The organism is Streptomyces cyaneus (assembly GCF_004028635.1).
In the GTDB taxonomy this organism is placed as follows: domain Bacteria; phylum Actinomycetota; class Actinomycetes; order Streptomycetales; family Streptomycetaceae; genus Streptomyces; species Streptomyces cyaneus.
Genome location: NZ_RQJW01000012.1, coordinates 105,486 through 123,753, shown reverse-complemented (window position 1 = coordinate 123,753; position 18,268 = coordinate 105,486). Strand labels below are relative to the sequence as shown.

The window sequence follows — 18,268 nt, the reverse complement described above, 5'->3', positions numbered from 1 at the left end:
CACTGGGTTCCACGACTCCACGGACGAGCCGACTCGCCTTGCCGGGCATCCCTGGCTCCCTGAGCAAACCTCGTTCAACGCATCGGGGCACTTGTGTATAGCGCCGTACTGCCGCCGGGTACGCCGGGTCAGCTGAAGAACCACGCGATCGTCACGAGCGCGCCGATGAGGCAGAAGCAGAGGGCGGATCCGATCACCCGGCCCGGGTGCTCGTTCGCCAGGTCGGAGAAGCGGCCCGTCCAGGTGCGTGATTCAGGGGCGAGGGGCGACAGCTGTGGCGGCGATGAGGGAAGCGGGGGCGACGGGGGCGCGGTGGATTGTCTGTCGGGGCGGCTGAGTGCGTCCCGCAGCAGCTGGCTCCACAGTTCCGGCGGCAGGTTGGGGACCTGGCCGTTCGCCGGTTCGATGATGCTCTTCTGGAGCCAGTTGAACGCCGTGGGGTGGGTGCTCAGGCTGATGAGGTGCAGCACCTCCCCGAGTGCGGGCAGATGGCGCCGGTCCTGGGCCAGGGGAGCTACGGCCCAGGTGAAGAGGTGGGCTGCGTTCTCGGCCTCGGCCATCTTCGAGGTGTGTTCCGCGGCGGGTCCCTGCGGGGCGAAGTACAGACCCCGCTGGAGCACCTCCGCGCACAGTGCGTGCTGCATCTCCGGGTGGCGTCCGTCGATGCGGTCGGGCTGTCCCAGTTCCTTCAACACCAATTGAAGGGACTCCGGCGGCAGTTCGCCGGAGCGCAGTTCGTCCAGGAGCACGTCGTCGGGCTGCTCGCCCAGCCGGGCCATCAGGAGGCTGCGCCGCATGCCGTCCCCGTGGTGCCGGGTGTCGAGCAGGTCCCGGTGGAGGGCGTAGACGTCGTGGCCGTTCGGGGAGGCGGGCGACTGGAGGGGCTGCTGGTAGGGCTGAGGGGACGGCTGCTGGAGGGGCTGTGGAGGCGTGTGCGGGGGCGGCGGGGACGTTGGGGTGTGGCTCGGGTGCGGGTACCGGTGCTGGTGCTGGTGCTGGTGCTGGTCCGGGTTCGTGTACGGCGTCCCGTAGGGGGCCTCGTACGTAGTCGCCTGGTACGCCTGCGGGGCGGTCATGGCGGTTTGGGACGGTTCCCCGGCCCGGTCCGGCTCCCGGTCCCTGGTGGTCGGCATCGTGCCGGAGGTGCGGTCCGCGCCGAGGATGTCCTTGAGGTGGGCGCGGCGGCGTTCCCAGTTCAGGGACGCGCCATCGGGGAGTTCCTCGACCAGCTGCGGTACACCGGCGCCTTGCTCGGGGTGGGCGAGGAGGTGCTTCACCAGTTCGGCCGCCGCCCAGAGCTCGAACCTGCGGCCCGACGGCTTGCCCGCCATGACCCGGGCCAGCGGGCCGGGCCCGCCGGCGTCCGCCTCCCAGCGCGGGACGGACATCAGCCGCAGCGGATGGGTGTCCGCCGTGTCGTACGTGGCGAACGTCCACTCGTGGCCCGGCCAGGCTCCGAAGAGCAGGAACAGCCCGAGGTAGACCAGCGGAACCGCGTCCTGGTCCGGCCAGCCGGGGCGCTGCTTGTCCTCCACGAGCAGCGACATCCGCTGCGCGGGATCGCGGAGCCACTCCGCCGCCATATGGGTCAGCGCATGCTTGACCGTAGGGAGTTGCTCCACCATGGTCGGCAGCCGGCGCAGCGCCACCGCGTCGAGTTGCGCGCACTCGATCATGTCCTGTTTCCCGGTGACCGTCTCGGCCTTCTCCCGGCTTCCCCAGCCGCGGTACGCGAGCCCGAGGCACTGACGGACCTTCAGGGTGCCGGGGGCGCCGATCAGGACATGGCTGACCGTGCTGGGCCGGCCGCCCGGGTCGGTGGTGGGCCAGCGCCTCACGAGCAGCACCTCGCCGTCCCGGGACAGTGTGCGTACGACGCTCGGGCGGGCGGCTGCCGCGCCGGAGACCCACAGCAACGGGCCCAGTTCCCGGCCCAGTTCCTCGGCGCGGTCGGCCTCGCAGGAGTGGGCGACGGCGTTCATGCCGGTGCCCTGGCGGCCGTGGTTGCCGTCCCACCGGAAGACGACCTGGTGCACCGAGCCCCGGTCCTGGAAGTCGTTCACTGCAGTTCCCTTCCCTCGGATCCATCGGGCTCCTCCGGCCCGTCAGACCTCTCGAAAGACCTCTCGAACCGCTCGGGTTCCTCGGCTCCCACGGCGTCCGCGGCTTCCTCCCACGGCACCGCTTCGAACGCCGGTGCCTCTCCCACCGCCAACGCCTCCGCGCCGCCCGGCACTTGCACCAGCCCGTGCATGGCCAGCAGCGCCACCAGCGGCTCCAGCACCCGTCGGGGCCCCGCGCCTGCCGGATAGCGGCCGTGGTCCTCCTGGGCGCCGGTGGCGGACGCGATGTGCAGGGTGCACCGGCGGATCGCGTCGAAGGGGCGCAGCCACGCCTGGCCCGCGTGCCGGCGCAGCAGCCCGTAAACGTCCCGGCTCTCCTCGCGGATCAGCGCGGGGTCCAGCGAGGTGGCCGGCGGCCGGCTCAGCCAGCGGTCCACGGGCGGCTGGAACCTGAGCAGGTCGGCCTTGCCGAGCACCATCGCGGCCGGCACGTCCAGATAACCGCCGTTCTTCGGCAGCCGGTCCAGGACCGTGCCGAAGGCGAGGTCGCCGTCCCGGTTCACCTCCACACCCCAGCGTTCCCGGGCGTGGTCCAGCTGCGGCAGCGGCAGGGCCAGCGCCGGGTCGACGACGAAGATCAGGGCGTCGACCCCGAGCAGGAACCTGAGCGCCGCGTCGGTGCGTACCAGGTCCTCGCCGCCCAGGTCGAAGAAGGCGACCGGACGCACCTGCCCCCGGGCGTCGGTGATCAGCAGGGACTCCACGAAGCGGGCGAAGTCGTCCATGCCCAGCGCCGCCGTGTGGTCCAGGACCTTGCCGCCCCGCAACGGCTGCACCCGGTCCCGTACGTACCGTGCGTGCTGTTCCGGATTGACGGACTGCCACTTCAGGCCGAACGGCTCCAGACCGCCGTCGGTGATCGCCGCGATCATCTGGGCCAGCAGATGACTCTTGCCGGTGGAGGACTGGCCGACCATCGCGACGGTCAGCGGGCGGCCGTACGTCAGATAGGGCACCGGGATGTAGTGGACCGGGAACTCCGGGTCCGCCGTGCACTTCTGGACGGCACCGCGCATGACGTCCGTGCGCCGCACGGGGTTGTTGATGCCGTTCACGTTCAGCGGCTTGTACTGCATCCGGCTGTCGGTGACGAAGAGCTTCGTGAGGTCGAGCCGGATGGTCTCCAGGCAGTACGGGCAGAGCACCTCACCGTCGGTCGACCCCGACCCCGAGCCGTTTTGGGGCCGGGCTGCGGGGGCCTGCCGCTTGAGCCGCAGCGCCTCCTCGAAGGCCTCGTGGTGCGGGCGCGTCTCGTCGGGGGGCACGGCGAGCCGGACGCGGCGCGCGGCACCCGGCGCCACCAGGTCGAGCACCTGGGCCGGCGTCGGCCGCTCGGCCGCCCTCGGGGCGAAGGCGTCCCGCAACGTCTGGTCGAGCTTGCGGTGGTCGCCGAGGTCGGCGGGCGGCCGGTCGGCGGGGCCGGTCCGTCCGGTCACCAGCTGGTAGAGGACCTGGGCCGCGCTCCACACCGCGTCCCGCGAGTCGGCGAGGGCCTCGCCCCGACGCTGTTCGGGCGAGCAGAACGGCGAACGGCCCCACGGGCGCCGCGGACGGCCGGTCCGGGTCACCGACTCCAGCCCCCAGAGCTGGACCCTGGCGCCGTCCCAGAACACGGTGGCGGGCGAGACACCGCGCGGCACCAGACCCTGGCCCTCCAGCAGGCGCAGGGCCAGCATCAGGTCCCGGGTGAAGACCTCCTGGTCGGTCGCGGACATCACATGGATCCGCGCTACGGCCGTACCGCGCGGCGGGTCGTACAGCAGGAACGGCTCGGCCGTGTCCAGCTCGTAGCCGACGATCCTCGGGAAGAGCGTCGCGTACTCCGTGTCGCCCAGCACCTGGTTGAGCCGCAGCGCGGTGCCCGCCTCGGTGTCCAGCAGGGCGCGCGCCGCCGGGTTCGCCGCGTCCTTGGCGCTCAGGCGTACCTGCACGCACTGCTGTCCCTCGTCGTCGAGCACGGTCTTGCGGATCAGCTGGGGCAGCAGCTTGTCGCGGCGGAACTCGCGGCCCACGCGGACCGGGGTGACGCGCCGCCGCCCCGACGGCACGGTGAACGCGAGCTTGTCCGGAGCCGGTCCGCCCGGCCCCGACAGGGGGGAATGCGTGGTGCTCGTCACCAGCGGTCGCCGTCCCCTCGGTCGTCGCCCTGCGTCCAGTCGCCCGAGCTCAGCCAGTCGTCGGAGTCCGTCCGGTCGTACGACGCCGACGGTTCGTGCGCGGCCGGCGGTTCGTAGGAGGCCGTCGCCTCGTAGGGGTTCGCCGGCTCACCCCGGCCGTACGGTTCGGTCCGCTCGTACGGGTCGGTCCGCTCGTACGGCTCCGTTCGTTCGTACGCGTCTGTAGTGCCGTACGTCTCCATACCGTCGGCCCTGCCCACGTCCCCGTCCGCGTCCATCCCGTCCGGACCGGCGCCGTGCCGGGGCCGGACGGTGTTCACCACGCCCATGCGCAGCGGGGTGAGGCGCACCAGGCCGGCGTACCGGCCCGACGACGTCCACAGGACCTCCTCCGGGGGGACCGAACCGCTTGTCCGCCAGGCCTTCTCGACCTCGTCGCGTACGGCCCTCGGGGCGAACCTCAGCCATACCGCGGCCGCCGGGTCGCGGCTGAGCAGCGTGCCCTGCTCCGGGGTGGACAGCTGCACCACGGCCTGCCGCTCGGCCTCCGCGCCGACCAGTTCGGCCGGTCCCTGCGGGTCGGTGCCGAGCAGGTTGGCCGAGGTGGCGCGGACGCGGCGCGGGGCGGCGAACGGGGGCGGGGCCAGTACTCCGTTGTGCTGGAGGTGATGGCGGGCCGTCGACAGCAGCTCGCGGACCCGCTCCTCGGTGCGCAGAACGGCACGGGCGCCGGCCTGGCCCCGTTCGACGGCACCCCAGTACTGCTTCATCGCCTCCAGGGCCGCATCCGTCAGGTCGGCGGACAGGGTGGCGACCAGCTCGGGGCCGCCCTCACCGCTCTCCCGCTCCAGCCAGCGCGGCACAACTCCCTTGCCGCGCCGCCCGCTCGGGGCGCCGCCGCTCTCCCGGCCCGGCTCCTTGCCCTTCTCCTCTGCCGCCGGCTCGTCCTCCCAGGCGTACACGCTCGCCCAGTCGCCGTCGTCGGAGTCGGCGAGGGCGTCGTCCGGCTCCAGGTCCGTGTCGTCGAAGAGCCAGCCGCCCTCGACCGACGCCCCGCCGCCGGACGCACCGAAGCCCGCGGACGCCCCGGCGGCCACGAGCCGCTCCGGCCCCTCCGGCTCGGGCACCGCCTCCGCCTCCGCCGCGGCCGCCGTCGCCCGCAGCATGCCGGCGACGGAACGGGCGGCGTCGGCGCAGTACAGCCGCTCCTCGACGGCCCAGTGCTCCCGGACCGCCTCGGCCAGCAGCGCGTCCAGGCCGTCAAGTGCCTTGCGCAGTACGGCGGTTGCCTGGCCCGGGGCCCAGGCGGCGGCCGCCGCGCGCCAGAGCCGGCGTACCGTCTCCACCGCGACGCCGAGTCCGAGCAGCAGCCCGATGGTGCCCACCCAGACCGGCGAATCGGTCGCGTACCCCACCGCCGCCCCGACCGCCGCGCCGCCGACCGCCGCGACCCTGGGGGCCACGGCCCAGCGGCCCGGGCGTCCCGCACCCTTCAGCCGGACCGATCCGAGCATCGCCATTGCGACGAACAGCAGCGGTACGACGACGGCCAGCGCGAGGAACGGGCCCGACCACAGCGCACCGAGCAGTCCCGCCCCGGCCGCCGCCAGGGGGCCGGCCACCGGGACTCCGGGGACCTCGGCGCCCGCCGTGCCCGCCGCGCCGGTCTGCCGGGCCACGGCCTCGGCGGAGTGGGGGGCGAGCTTCGGCAGCAGCGCTGACCCGGGCAGCGGCTCCACCCGCCCGGCGAGGCCGGTGAAGCGCTGGGCCACCGACCGCAACGCGAGCTGCTGGCCCAGCAGTTTGTGGGCGAACTCCCGCAGGCCCTCGCCGATCCGCTCGCCCATGCCCTCGGCCGACGGCACCCGCAGCCCGAGCGCGGCAAGGCGGGTCGCCGACTCGGCGGCCGACGGTGCGCTGCCGCCGCCACCGCTGCGCAGGGCCGTGGCGACGAGATCCCGGTAGTTGTCGAGCGCTTGGCGCGCCTGGTCGACGTCCGCCTCGAACGCCTCCCGGCGGGAGGAGCGCAGCAGGCCGGGCAGGGTCCGCAGCCCGGCCAGCGCGTTCTCGGCGTAGTCGAGGGAGTCCGCACAGGCACGGTAGGCGTCGTCGGCCACGCCGCCGGGTTCCCGGTGCCCGAGGTCCCGGCCGGCCCGGCCCGCGACCAGGCCGCGCAGCGGTTCCGGCAGATCGGCTCCGGACGAGGCGGTCAGCAGCACGTCGGGGGCGAGGTCGGTGTCCGCCCCGGCGAACCGGGTGAGCGCGTCGCGCCAGGCCCGGTCGCGTACCTCCGGCGGCAGGTCCTGCTCCAGCAGCCGTACGCCGGGCGCGGCGACGGCCTCGGGAAGCGACTGGATGCGCTCCAGCACCTCGAGGTAGACGTCCGGGACCGACAGCACGTCCACCAGGACCGCCAGCGCGTCCGGGTCGTCGGGCTCGGGCTGCTCCAGCGCGGTGCGGGCGGCGCGCAGATCGCCGGCCCACAGCAGTGCGGTGCCCGAGGACCGCAGCACCGAGGGCCGCAGCAGCCGGCGGTCGGGCTGGAAGCCGCCCTCCGCACCGGCGAACGCGCCCGGCGCGCTGCCGACCAGCAGCACCAGCAGCCTGACCTCGCCCACCGCCCGGTAGCCGGTGAGCAGCTCGTACTGCAGCTGGTGGTCGGTGAGCCCGGCCGGGGTGTCGACGACCAGGAACAGGGGTTCGTCCGGCTCGGGCAGCCCGGCCCGGCCCAACTCCTGGGCGACCCTGGCGCGCAGGGCCGACGGACTGTTCAGCGCCGCCGCCCCGGCGCGCAGGTCCAGATGGATGACCGTACTGAAGTCCTGGGACCGGCTCACTGCGCGTCACCGTCCCAGGGGGCGCGGCGACCGGTGTCGCCGGGCTCGTCGACGTCCCACGACGGCCGCGGCGGGTCGCCGCCGTCCCGGCCGGACTCCCATCCCCGGTCGACCCGGCTGTCGCGGCCTTCCGCGTCCCTGCGGCCGTCCGCGTCCCTACGGCTGTCTTCGTCCCTACCGTTGTCCCCGTCGAACGTGTCGTAGCCGCCGCGGCGGCGGTCACTGTCGGGGTCGGGCCTGCCGTAGGTGTCGTAGGCGTCGTACTCGTCGTGGCGGCCGTCGGTGCGGGTGCCGGATTCGCCGTCCCGGCGGGTGTCGCGGCCGTCGCGGCCCTCCCGGCCTCCCCGGTCCTCTTCGCCGCGTTCGCTGCCGTACGGCTTGTCGTAGTCGTCGTAGCGGTCCCTGCCGCGCGGGGTGACCGGTGCCGTTCCCCAGTCGTCGTCGTCCGCGACGGGGCGCCGGGGTTCGCCCAGGTCCTCGCGGGTGCGGGTCGGGGTGCCGCCGCGGATGTGTTTCAGCAGGTCGCGCAGGGTCGGCTGGACGGCGCGCTGGTCGCCGAACTGGGTGTCCAGGGCTGCGGGGAGGGTCTCCGCCCAGAACTCCCAGAGCGGGCGTACCCAGCCCTCGACCCGCTCGCCGCCCCGCTCCCGGCGCTCCGTCAGCAGCTCCAGCTGGCGCGGGGCGACCCTCTCGATCAGGTCGACGAAGAGCGGATGCGGTTCGCTGCCGGTCCGGGCCAGGCCCAGCGGCTGAGCCCGCATCAGCTCGCGGCAGTAGTCCTCGACGATCCGCTCGTCGTCGAGGACCGTCCAGCGTTCGTACGAGCGCAGCAGCTCGGCCCAGCTCGACACGCCCCCGGGGTAGTCCCCCAGCCGCAGCCGTACGCCGGGGATGTCCGTGCCCTTGTCGGGGGAGAGCCGCAGCCGGACCCGGTCCGGCGACGCCGGGTCGCCGTCCACCACGTCGACCTGGCCGTTCCACATGCAGCACAGCAGGCGGTGCAGGATGACGCGCCGGTCCTCCTCGCTGCTGACCATCCAGCTGTCCCGGTAGCCGAGCCGCTGCCGCCACCGCAGTACGTCCTGGGCCTGCTCGTTGTCCTTCGCGCGGGCCCACTGGCGCAGCACCTTGCGGGCCTCGGGCACCTGGGTGAGGCTCATCTCGCTGCGGAAGAGGACCACGGTGATCGAGTCGCTCTCCACGCCCCGGTACTCCACGGAGTTCTTCGCGTCCGAGGGCAGCCGCAGCGTCTTGCCGAGGAACTCCTGCACCTCCTCCACGGCCTGCACCCGCGGATAGGTCACCAGGACCCGCAGTATCCCGGTGCCCTCCGGGGTGAACCCGACCGGCAGCAGCCCGGTCAGCTTCCGGCTGAACAGGTCGAGCGCCTCCTTGGCGACCTGGTCCTTGGCCTCGGCGTCACCCGCCGCCGCGGCCAGCAGCGTGCCCATGGACGGCAGCAGCGGCCGCTGCTCCAGATGCGCCCCGCTCTCGGCGAACAGCCGGGTGATCCGAGCCTCCAACTGCCCCTTGACCCGGGCCACCGCGCCCTCCGGGTCGCGCCGGCTGAGCGCGTGGACCTGGCGCCAGGTGTCGCCGTCGACGAGCTTGAGCAGCAGCGCGGCCTCGTCGTCGTTCTCCCGCAAACCCTCCCGGTGGATCAGCCGGTTGACGACGTCCTCGTAGAAGTGGTTGAGGCTGCGCTGCGGCGGCAGCAGATACGAGATGCCGGTGCGGTCCTCGTACAGCTCGTGCGCCTTCTGCTGGGCGGACTTGCGCTCCTGGTCGCTGTGCCTGCGGAAGGCGTTCACCAGGCGCCCGAGGTCGGTCCCGGCCGCGTCGGCCTGCGGCTGCCAGTGCTGTTGCTGATCGCGCCAGGCCTCGTGCCACACCATCCTGCAGCGCCACTGGTACCAGGCGTCCTGCTCCTGGATGGCCGCCTGTACGTCGTCGTCGCCCCAGCGGGCCGGCGCCAGGCCGCCCAACTGGCCCTTGATCCGCGGGATCTTGGGCGGCTGCTCGGTCACGCCGGGCGGGCGCTGCGGATTGCGGGCGCGCGCGTCCAGCATGCCGAGGAAGCCGAGCTTGGCGATCTGTTCGTCGCTGTCCGGGACGCCCCTGACGACGCGTTCGGCGAGGAAGGGGTCGACGGTCTGGAGCAGCTTGTCGATGGCGGGGCGCGGCGCGAACCGGTCGGCCATCACGGAGGCCGCGCGGTCGGCCTCGGCCCGCAGGTCGGACAGCAGCCGCTGCATGTCCGCGATGCGCTCGCCCAGCGCCTGCTCGATGTTCTTGCCGCCGCGCGGCAGCGGATCGGGCTCGGGCACCGCCAACTGCCTGCGTTCCCAAAGCTCTTCGAGGTGCGAGTCGGCGAACAGCTGCCGGATCATCGGCACCGCCCCGTCCCGCAGCACCGCACGCGGCAGCTCCACGAGGTCGGTGACCGCCAGCCGCAGCAGCCGCCCGGCCACCAGGTCGGCGAGTTGGTCCATCGGCGCGGTCATGGAGGCGACCAGGCTGGTGGACACGCCCTGCCGGCCGATCCCGGTCGGGGACACGGCGCTGCGCTGCACGCCGCGGTTGATGAAGCTGGCCGCGAAGGTCTGGAAGTCGTCGTCGGCCGCCATCTTCCGGCCCCGGGCGCGGCCGTCGCCCAGCTCGGTGCCGATCAGCGACATCACCAGGGAGACGATGGAGCGGCGCAGGTCGTCCGCGCGGATGCCGGCGGTCGGGCTGAACAGGAACGCCGTGGGCAGGATGCCGGTGCGCAACCGGATCGGCGTCGCACCGCCCGGGTAGCGGATGCCGAGCCCGAGCTCCTGGTCGAGATCGCCGATCTCGTGGCCCTCCGACGGCGCGTTCTGCGTGTCCACCAGCCGGAACAGGTCGACCAGCGACCGGGCCGCGTTGAGTTCCGCCTCGCGTCCGCCACCGGTCGCGGCGGAGAACGACGACGGCATGACGACCAGCGGGTAGATCTTCACGCCGTCGAAGCGGCGCAGCTGGAAGGCGTGGTTGATGAGGTGCAGGTAGTCCAGGAAGATCCCGGCGCCGGTGCCGCCGGCCACCGAGAACGCGACGAACACGTCACAGCCGTTGACCCTGCCGCCGCCGAGTTCGCTGAGCTCGCCCGCCGACTTGGCGATCGCGTCGATCGCCTGGATCAGCGGCTCCAGCACCGGGGCGAGGCTGTGCCGGAGGGTGGCGAACAGGGCGGCCCGGCCGACGGTCGGCAGCTGGCCCGCGCCGGCGTGCAGCGGGGTGACCTTCGGCTCGTCGATGCGCGGCGGCAGCCAGTCGGCGACCTCGTCGCGCAGCACCGCCCGGAGCATCTTGGTCACCTCCGGGGAGGCGTCGAAGTTCGGCAGCAGGTCGTGGGTGGCCCGGGAGGTGCGGGCGTACGCGGACCGCAGGGAGGGGTCGACGTTGAACTGCGGCAGCCGCTGCAGATCGCTCTCGCTGTAGTCCGCGTACACGAACTGCAGGCAGTCGGGCAGCTGGAAGGGGGCGTGGCCGTTCTGCCGGCTGAGCGCCATGCCGTCCGGGCCGCACAGCTCGGCGCGCAGTCTGCGTTCCAGCTCGGCGCCGACCAGACCGCCGGTGCCGCCCAGGCCGACGAAAAGCATCGGCTGGAAGATCTTCATGGTTTCCTCCCCGCTTCACGGCCGACGCGGCCGCCGGTTCGTGCTCGGTACGTCTGTGGTGCCGCGCGGCGGGACGGCCGCGCGGCGGTGCGGTGCGGTGCGATGTGGTGCGGTGCGATGTGGTGCTTGTGCGGTGCTTGTGCTGTGCGGTGCGCGGGGGGCCGGCCGGGCGTTGACGTGCCCGGTCCGCCCCCCCCCGCGTCACAGGAACTCGTCGTAGGGGCTGCTCTGGTTCGGGGTCGAGGTCCTTGAGTCGGTGCGACCCGCGAAGGCGTTCTGCTGCGAGCGGGGCCCCGGGCCGGGGGTTCCGCCGAGGGTGAGGCTCAGCGCATCGGTCAGCTGGACCTGGCCGCGCACGGGCAGCGGGAGCCGGCTGCCGCCCTTGCGCACCACGGCTCCGCCCTCGCGGCTGCGCCGGACGGCGTACGGGCCGTGCGCGCGCTTCTCGATACGCGGGCTGCGATGGGCCTCGGCGACGGCGAACTCGTACCACTGCTTGTTGTTGCCGTGCCCGGCCTTGTGCTCGTTGAGGACGGTGCCGTTCTCGTCGACCAGCTGCAGCACCAGCCCGAACGGGTCCCGCCGGCGCCTGCGCAGCCCCAGCCAGGCGACGACGGCCACGGCGGCCAGCGCGATCGCGACGGCGCCGGAGACGAACGCCCACCAGTACTTCTCCCAGATACCGGGCTCCGGCGTGACCCGCACCGACACCGGTTCGTTCTCGAGCCTGCGGTCGTCGTCGGTGGTGTCGACGACGGTGAAGGTGCCGGAGAGGTCGAGGCCGTCGCCGAGGCGGTCACCGAAGGCGCTCGCGGGGGAGACCTTGACCGTGACCTGCCGGGTGCCCTGCTCACCGGGCTTGAGCGTGATCTCGTTCGGCTCGACCGAGAGCAGCCCGTCCTTCACGTCGGCGACGGACAGCCGCAGGGTGTGCGCGGTGTCGGTGGTGTTGCTGACGTCCAGGGTGCCGGTGACCGTGCCGCCGGGGTGGGTGTCGCCCTTGGGCAGTTCGAGCGATGCCTTGACGGGCAGTTCGCCGGGCGCGACTTCGCCGGTCTCACTGCGCGTGTCCGCGCTCAGCCCCGACGCGGTCAGCGTGGCGCTCACCGTCAGCGCCCCGTCGGCGTCCTCGGGGATGGTCACGGTGCCGGTGAAGGAGCCGTCGCTCGCCTCGGGGTCGGACCCCTTGCCGTTGTCCGCGAGGTCGAGCGCGAGCGGGGAGAACCCGTCCCCGGTCAGCTCGCTGCGCACACGCAGCCCCTCGTAGTCGCGCGGGTCCTTGATCTCGTAGCCCTCGCGCGTCTGCAGCCGCATGGTCACCGTGACCTTCTCACCGGCCTGCGGTGAGGGCGGGTCCATGGTGATGGCGCCGCGCAGCTCGCCCTGCCACAGCACGCTGACGGCGACGGGCAGCGAGCGATGGCCCTCCGGGGCCTCGGCCTTCACCTTCCAGGTGCCGGGCAGCGGGTCGACGATCTTCAGCGCCTCGACGGTGCCGGAGCCGCCCGCCAGCTCGAAGCGGGACTTCTTGTACGTCCCGGAGGTGGTCGGGATCTTGTCGCCCGCCGGGTCGATGTAGCTGATCCTCACCTCGGGGTCGCCCTTGTCGACGACGATGCTGCCGACGGTGGCCAGCGGGGAGATGCCGATCTCCAGGGTGGCCGGGGGCCGCTTGCTGGGGCCCTCCTCGTGGCGCAGGCAGTGGGCGGCGGCGAAGATCTTCTCCAGCGTGGTGCCGACGTCCTTCGCCCCGTCGACCTTGTGGGCCTTGGGAGTTGCCGAGGGCAGTTCGACGCAGCCCTTCTGGTAGCCGCCGGCGGCGATCTGGTCGAGCTGCTTCTTGTCCGGGTCGGGTCCGAAGCCGAGCGGCCAGATCTGGACGTTCTGCTCGGCGGCTTCCTTCAGTGCCAGCTTCAACTGCCGTTCACCCTCGGCCGTGCGGTGCGCGCGGTCGCCGTACTTGAAGCTGTCCTCGACGTCCATCTTCCCGTCGGTCAGCAGGAACAGCACCCGCGGCACCGAGGCGTCGGAGCCGTCGGTCAGATCGTCCACGCCCTGTCGGACGGCGGTCGGGAGGTCGGTTCCGGTGCCCTCGTCCTTCTTGCGGCTGCGCAGCTTGTCCACGCAGCCGCCGACCTCCTCGCGGCCCGCCGCGTCCAGCGTGGTGCGCGGGCACACCGGGTCCACCACGCGCTGTCCCGCCTTCTCGGCGGCGGCGAAGCCGAACACGGTGACCTGCGAGGACGAGGAGACGTCGCCCAGCGCGATCCGCTTGGCGGCGGCCTTCTCGGCCTTCATGTCCGCTGCCGCGAGGCTGGCCGACTCGTCCACGGCCACCGCGTAGTTGACGGCCGGGAACACCGGTTCGGAGTCCGCCGCAGGCACCGGATCCTGACCGGCCGGTGCCAACAGGGACACGAACACCGCGGCGGCGCCCACCACCGGGATCGCGGCGCGGCGCACCCGGGCCCTTCCTGTCTGCCGTCTTCCCGTGACTCTTCCCACGGCCGTCCCCTAGGTCTCTGAGTTCGTGCTTGAGGTTGGTGCTGGTGGCTCGTGCTGGTGGTGCGTGCGGGTGGTTCTTGATTCGTCTTGTGACGTGTACGGACGCGTCTGCCGCGTGCCTGGTGCGCGCCGATGTCGTGTGCGGTGGTGCTTTGGAGCGTGGGCGGTGGTACGTCGGTGTCGCGTGCGCCGGTCGGGGGTCAGCCCGCGGTCAGCCCCCAGACCACGGCCAGGGCCGCCGACGGGGCGAGCGAGGCCACGCCCCAACGGATGGCCCGGTACTTGGCGGACAGGATCGAGCTGACGTCCACGGCCTGGACGAGCAGCCACCCGGCGGGATCGCGCGCCGCCTCGGCGACCCGGGCGGACAGCCTCGCGATGTCGTGGGCGGCCACCAGATCGCCGAAGTAGGTCACCCCGTTCCGGCCGCGGACCGTGCCGGTGCGCGGCATCAGCGCCGCGATCAGCGCGGTCACCGCGACGGCCCAGAGCACCCCGGAGAGGATCAGCGTCACATCGGCGAACCCGTCCCAGCCTGGCGTGCCGTGCCACCCGACCAGGAACGCGGGCAGCGCCAGCGTCCCGGAGAGGAGCACGGCCGCCTTCGAGTCGGCCCGGCCGAGGTCCTCCCGGACCGTGGTCAGCAGCCGCTCGGCGATGCGCTCCCCCGCCCGGTCGTTGCGGTGCCGACCCCCGTCCGGCACGGGCACGACCGAGGCGGGGGAGGTCCGTGCCGCCCCGTCGGTGGTCACAGGTCCTCTTCCGCCCAGGACCAGCCGTCCTCCTCGGCACGTCTGCGGCGGCGCGGCCGCCCCCGGTCGGGGTCACCGTCCGGGTAGTACGGCTCGGGCCGGTAGGTCCGGTCGCGGTCCAGGGTCCGCGGCTCGTCGTAGTCGGGGTCCGGGGCCGCGGCGAGCTCGGGCCGCTGGGGCCGACGTCGGGCTCGGGTGCGCGGGTCGTCGTAGTCGGGGTCGTCGCCCTCGTAGTAGGGCTCGGGCCGGTAGGTCCGCTGGCGGTCGCGGTCGCGGAAGCGCGGGTCGTCGTAGTCGGCGTCGGCTGCCGAAGGGTAGGGCTCGGGCTGGTGGGTCCGCTGGCGGTCGCGGTCGCGGAAGCGTGGGTCGTCGTAGTCGGCGTCGGCTGCCGGGGAGTAGGGGTCCGGCCGGTTGGGCCGGCGCCGGGCGCGGCGTGTGTATTCGTCGTCGTCCGCCGCGTAGGGCTCCCGGTGGGGCTGGCGGCGCGTGCGCGAGGGCGGCTCGTCCGGGTCGGCGTCCTGGTCGGCGTACGGTTCCCGTCGGCCGGATCCCGTCCGGTGGGGCTCGTCCCGGGAGGGCTCGTCCCGGAAGGGCTCGTCCCGGGAGGGCTCGGGACGGTGGGGGCGCCGTCGGGGCGGTTCGTCCGACACCCAGTCCGGGGTGAAAGGCCCGTCCGTGGACGGCCCGAGCTGCCGGGGCTCACGGCGGGGCGGCAGCGATCCGATCGGGCCCTGGATGGGGCGGCGCCGGTCCGGGTTGATGAGGTTCAGGACCTGTGTCTCCACATCGGTGGAGGCGAGCTCACCGCTGAGCGCCATGGTGTAGAGCCGGTCGATCCGCTCCCTGTCGTCCTGCCTGCCCTCCTGGCGGATCTTCTCCAGGAAGTCCTTGGCCCCCTCGGGATCGGCGGCCAGCATGAAGCTGAGCTGCTCCAGCTCCCCGCCCTGCAGCATGCGCCGGAACGCGTCCTGACGCTGCCGGGTCACCTCGGCCTCGGCCACCACGTCCCGCTTCTTCTTCGCGTGCTCGATGGCGTCGTCGTCCACCCCCAGGCGGACGTACAGCCGTACCCGCAGGCCGAGTTCGGCCCCCAGATCGCTCCAGCGACCCCCGACGCACTCGCGTGTGATGACCCGGTTGGCCTGTTCGGCGTCGGTCACCCGGTAGGACCGCGTGACCTCGTGCAGCCGTTCCAGGATCGGGGAGGTGAGCCGCTTGGCGACGTCCTTCACGGCCTGTACGGCGACCAGATGGGGGTCGGTCACCTCCCACTCGATGTCCACCTCGGCCTTGAAGAACGCGGTGCTGCCGGCGGCCGGGAGCTCCATCCGCAGGGGCGTCACAAAGGTGCCGACCGCGATCTCACAGACGGTGTACGGCCGGGCCAGCGTCCGCTTGTCGACGTGCCGGACACCGAAGGCGGAGACCACGCTGTAGCCGCCGTTGCGGTAGAACACCACCGAGGTCTTCTCGGCACTGACCGGCGGCAACCCGGCCGTCGGCGTGTACTCCTTCAGGAACGGACCCGTCGGGGTCGAGTCGGCGGCGGCCCGCTTCGCCTGCACCCGCTGCCTCGCCTTCGCCCTCGCGTCGTCGTTGTCAGCCATGCCTCTCCTCCTGGCCCGTCCGCCCTGCCGGTGAGACGGCGAGCCACCACAGGTCGCGCGCCTTCGGTTCGGGGAGCGGCTTCTCCGGGTCGTTCATCATTCGGCGCAACAGCCAGTCCAGCCGCCGCCGGTCGTTCTCCTCGGTGGCCAGCGCGGGCAGCAGCGCCGCCAGCCCCGGCCGGGTCCACTCGGTGCCGTCCTTGCGCACCGCCGACCGCAGCAGCGCCTCCAACGCGTCCATCGCCACGTCCTTCGAGCGCGCCGTGTTCAGCGTGGTCCACAGCAAGTCGGCCATGGGGACGACGAGTTCGGGCCGGGTGGCGGCGAGGGCCAGCGGCAGCGGCCAGTCGCCCCGGTCGCCCAGTGGGGAGGACTCGGGGTCGTCCGTGAGCACCTCGTCCACACAGGTCAGCGCCAGCCGGACGGTGGTCACCAGACCAAGGTCCTGGTACGGCTCCTTCTTGTGGTGGGTCCACTCGGCCACCCGCTCCAGCACCTGAGCGGCGTCGGGCGAGGTCAGCAGCCGGACCACGTTGAAGGAACTGACTGCCAGCTGATCACCCTCGTCCCGGATCCCGATCCGGGCCAGGGCGTCCAGGGTGTCGTCCGTCGTGGCGGCGGCGTTGCCGTAGCCCAGCGCCATCGCGGCGGTCCAGCGCAACGACTTGGTGCCGTTGCTGCTCCAGTCGCCGACGATCTTGTGCACCGTCCTGCGATGGGAGTCGTGACCGGCGGCCTGGTCCATGGTGGTGGCCGCGAAGATCCGCCGACGGGGTGTCGTCGCCTCGGCGAGCGGCCGGACCAGCTCGGTGTAGCCGTGGTCGAAGTCCCGTACGCACAGCTCACCGGCGGCGACCGCGGCGCGCATCCACACCTGGGAGCGCGGATCGTCCGCCAGCAGCCGCAGCCAGCGCACCACCGGCGCCCGCACCGGGAAGTGCCGGTCCCATAGCTCGGTCAGCACCGCGGACGGCAGGGCGGAACCCCGGTACCAGATCAGCCGCGCCGGCACGTCGTGCCCGGCCACCTCGACCTTGCCGTCGGTGAGTTCGGCGCGCGAGAGCGCCGTGTCGACCTCGGGGTCGTCGCAGAACAGGGGGCGGGCCGGTGTGTTCTCCGGGTCGCTCTGAACGGACAGTTCCCAGGTCAGCAGGTGTGCTGCGGTGGCCACGGCGCTGTACGAGGCCCCGCCCAGTACGGCCAGCGCGATACGGAACGCCACCGGGTGGAACAGCGTCGCCGTGTCCGACCGGCGGGTCTTGCCCTCCGCGTCGACCCGGGGCGCGGTGAGCGCCCGGTCCACCCCGGCGAACCACTCCTGCGCCTGCTCGGCGGCGATGCTGCGGCAGCCGGACAGCAGCGCCGCGTACGAGACGTCCCCCAGCACGTGTCCGGCCAGCAGCGACGCGAGCAACTCCGCCTCGGCGGGCCGTAGATCCTTCAGCCCGACCGCGTCCGTGACCTCGTCCCCGCCCGCGAGTTCCTCCGCGCGGGCCACCAGATCGTCCAGCGGCGTGTCGCCCTCCCGGGCCCCGGCGGCCCGCTCCTCCAGCCGTTCGCGCAGCCGGGTGGCGAGCAGCTCCTCGGTGGGCGCCGGCGGGCAGAGCATGCCGTACCGCCCGGCCAGCAGCGCGTTCGCCGCCGACCCGACGGTGACGACGATCACCGCGAAGGCCTCACGGCGGGCCAGGGCCGCGGCGAGCTCGTCGAGGTCCATCTCGTCCGGGGGCAGGGCGTCGGGCCGGGTGAGGGACAGCTCCAGCAGATAGCCGGTGCCGCGCCGGGCCTCCTCGCCCTCGTCGTCCAGCGTCTCGGCCAACTGCCGCGGCCCGCCCTCCGGACCGACCCGAAGCACCCGGGGCCCGGCGGCCGGCTCGGCGCCGGAGTCGTCCGTCGTGCGCTGGGTGACCTCGTCCAGGAGCGACAGCGCCGTACTCGTACGTCCCGTGCCCGGCGCGGCGCCCAGCACCAGCAGCCGCCGGGCACGCAGCGCGCCGCGCAGCCGTACGTACCCCTGCGGCACCACATGGACCCGGCGGAGCCTGCGCAGCTCCTCCTCGGGGACGGGGCCGCTGCGCATGCCGGAGCCGAGCTGGCGCGAGCCCAGCAGCAGGTTGAAGTTGTCGCCGATGTGGGCGTTCTGGAGCCGCGAGTGGGCGAAGCTGATCAGGTCCCGGCGGACGTCGAACAGCTGCCGGGTGGCCAGGCGCGTCCGCGCGGCGGCGGCGAGATCGGTGGGACCGTCCTCGCCCTGGTCGTCGGCGAGGGGATCGCGGGTGCGCTCCTTGAACCGCCCCGCGGCGCGCTCCCGTTCCCTCTCCCGCTCCTTCTCCTTCTCCGCCTCCGCGTCCTCGGCGGCTTTGTCGTCCTCGGACCTGCCGTCGTCGCCACGAGCCCGGTCGTCCCGGTCCTGCTTCTTGTCGTCCGCGGCCTTCTTGTCGTCTGCGGACTTCCTGTCGTCCCCGCCCTTCTTGCCGTCGTCGGACGACCGTCCCGCGCCGGGCCGCTCAGGGGCGTCGACGGCCGCGCCGCCCGCCTGCTCGTCGTCGCTCACCCGGCTCAGTCCTTCCCCTGCTCGGTGACGTGGTTGCCGGCCCCGCCCATCTGCACGGTCCCGTGGTAGACGTTGTTCTCGTTATGGAACGCGTCGCGCCTGACGTTTTGATGAATGCCGACGTCACCG

Annotated in this window: 8 protein-coding genes; all 8 read right to left on the bottom strand. The window is 73.2% G+C overall.

Features of this window, described 5'->3' with window-relative positions; translation table 11 throughout:
- Positions 1-128 precede the first annotated feature (128 nt).
- The 8 genes from EHO50_RS35880 to EHO50_RS35845 all read right to left on the bottom strand — a co-directional run bounded on the left by EHO50_RS35880 (position 129) and on the right by EHO50_RS35845 (position 18,139).
- Positions 129-2,063 (bottom strand): hypothetical protein, encoded by a 1,935-nt coding sequence (locus EHO50_RS35880; RefSeq protein ID WP_128435417.1) that lies wholly within the window; start codon positions 2,061-2,063, stop codon positions 129-131.
- Positions 2,060-4,240 carry a serine/threonine-protein kinase gene (locus EHO50_RS35875; RefSeq protein WP_128435416.1) on the bottom strand — a complete coding sequence of 727 codons (2,181 nt, stop codon included), beginning with the start codon at positions 4,238-4,240 and terminating at the stop codon, positions 2,060-2,062. Before EHO50_RS35875 ends, EHO50_RS35880 begins: the two co-directional genes overlap by 4 nt.
- Positions 4,237-7,077 carry a hypothetical protein gene (locus EHO50_RS35870; protein ID WP_128435415.1) on the bottom strand — a complete coding sequence of 947 codons (2,841 nt, stop codon included), beginning with the start codon at positions 7,075-7,077 and terminating at the stop codon, positions 4,237-4,239. Before EHO50_RS35870 ends, EHO50_RS35875 begins: the two co-directional genes overlap by 4 nt.
- Positions 7,074-10,721, bottom strand: coding sequence for a tubulin-like doman-containing protein (locus tag EHO50_RS35865; RefSeq protein ID WP_246101734.1), 3,648 nt, complete (start codon positions 10,719-10,721; stop codon positions 7,074-7,076). Before EHO50_RS35865 ends, EHO50_RS35870 begins: the two co-directional genes overlap by 4 nt.
- A 201-nt stretch (positions 10,722-10,922) precedes the next feature.
- Entirely contained in the window at positions 10,923-13,184 is a 2,262-nt protein-coding gene (locus tag EHO50_RS35860; RefSeq protein WP_128435414.1) for a VWA domain-containing protein, read from the bottom strand.
- 242 nt (positions 13,185-13,426) lie between these two features.
- The gene (locus tag EHO50_RS35855) at positions 13,427-13,978 is read right to left on the bottom strand and encodes a Pycsar system effector family protein (RefSeq protein ID WP_128435413.1); all 552 of its coding nucleotides are present in this window, start codon (positions 13,976-13,978) and stop codon (positions 13,427-13,429) included.
- A complete protein-coding gene (locus EHO50_RS35850) occupies positions 13,975-15,585 on the bottom strand; it encodes a hypothetical protein (RefSeq protein WP_181449750.1) in 1,611 nt (536 codons plus the stop codon). Before EHO50_RS35850 ends, EHO50_RS35855 begins: the two co-directional genes overlap by 4 nt.
- Entirely contained in the window at positions 15,578-18,139 is a 2,562-nt protein-coding gene (locus EHO50_RS35845) for a hypothetical protein (RefSeq protein WP_128435412.1), read from the bottom strand. Before EHO50_RS35845 ends, EHO50_RS35850 begins: the two co-directional genes overlap by 8 nt.
- Positions 18,140-18,268 lie beyond the last annotated feature (129 nt).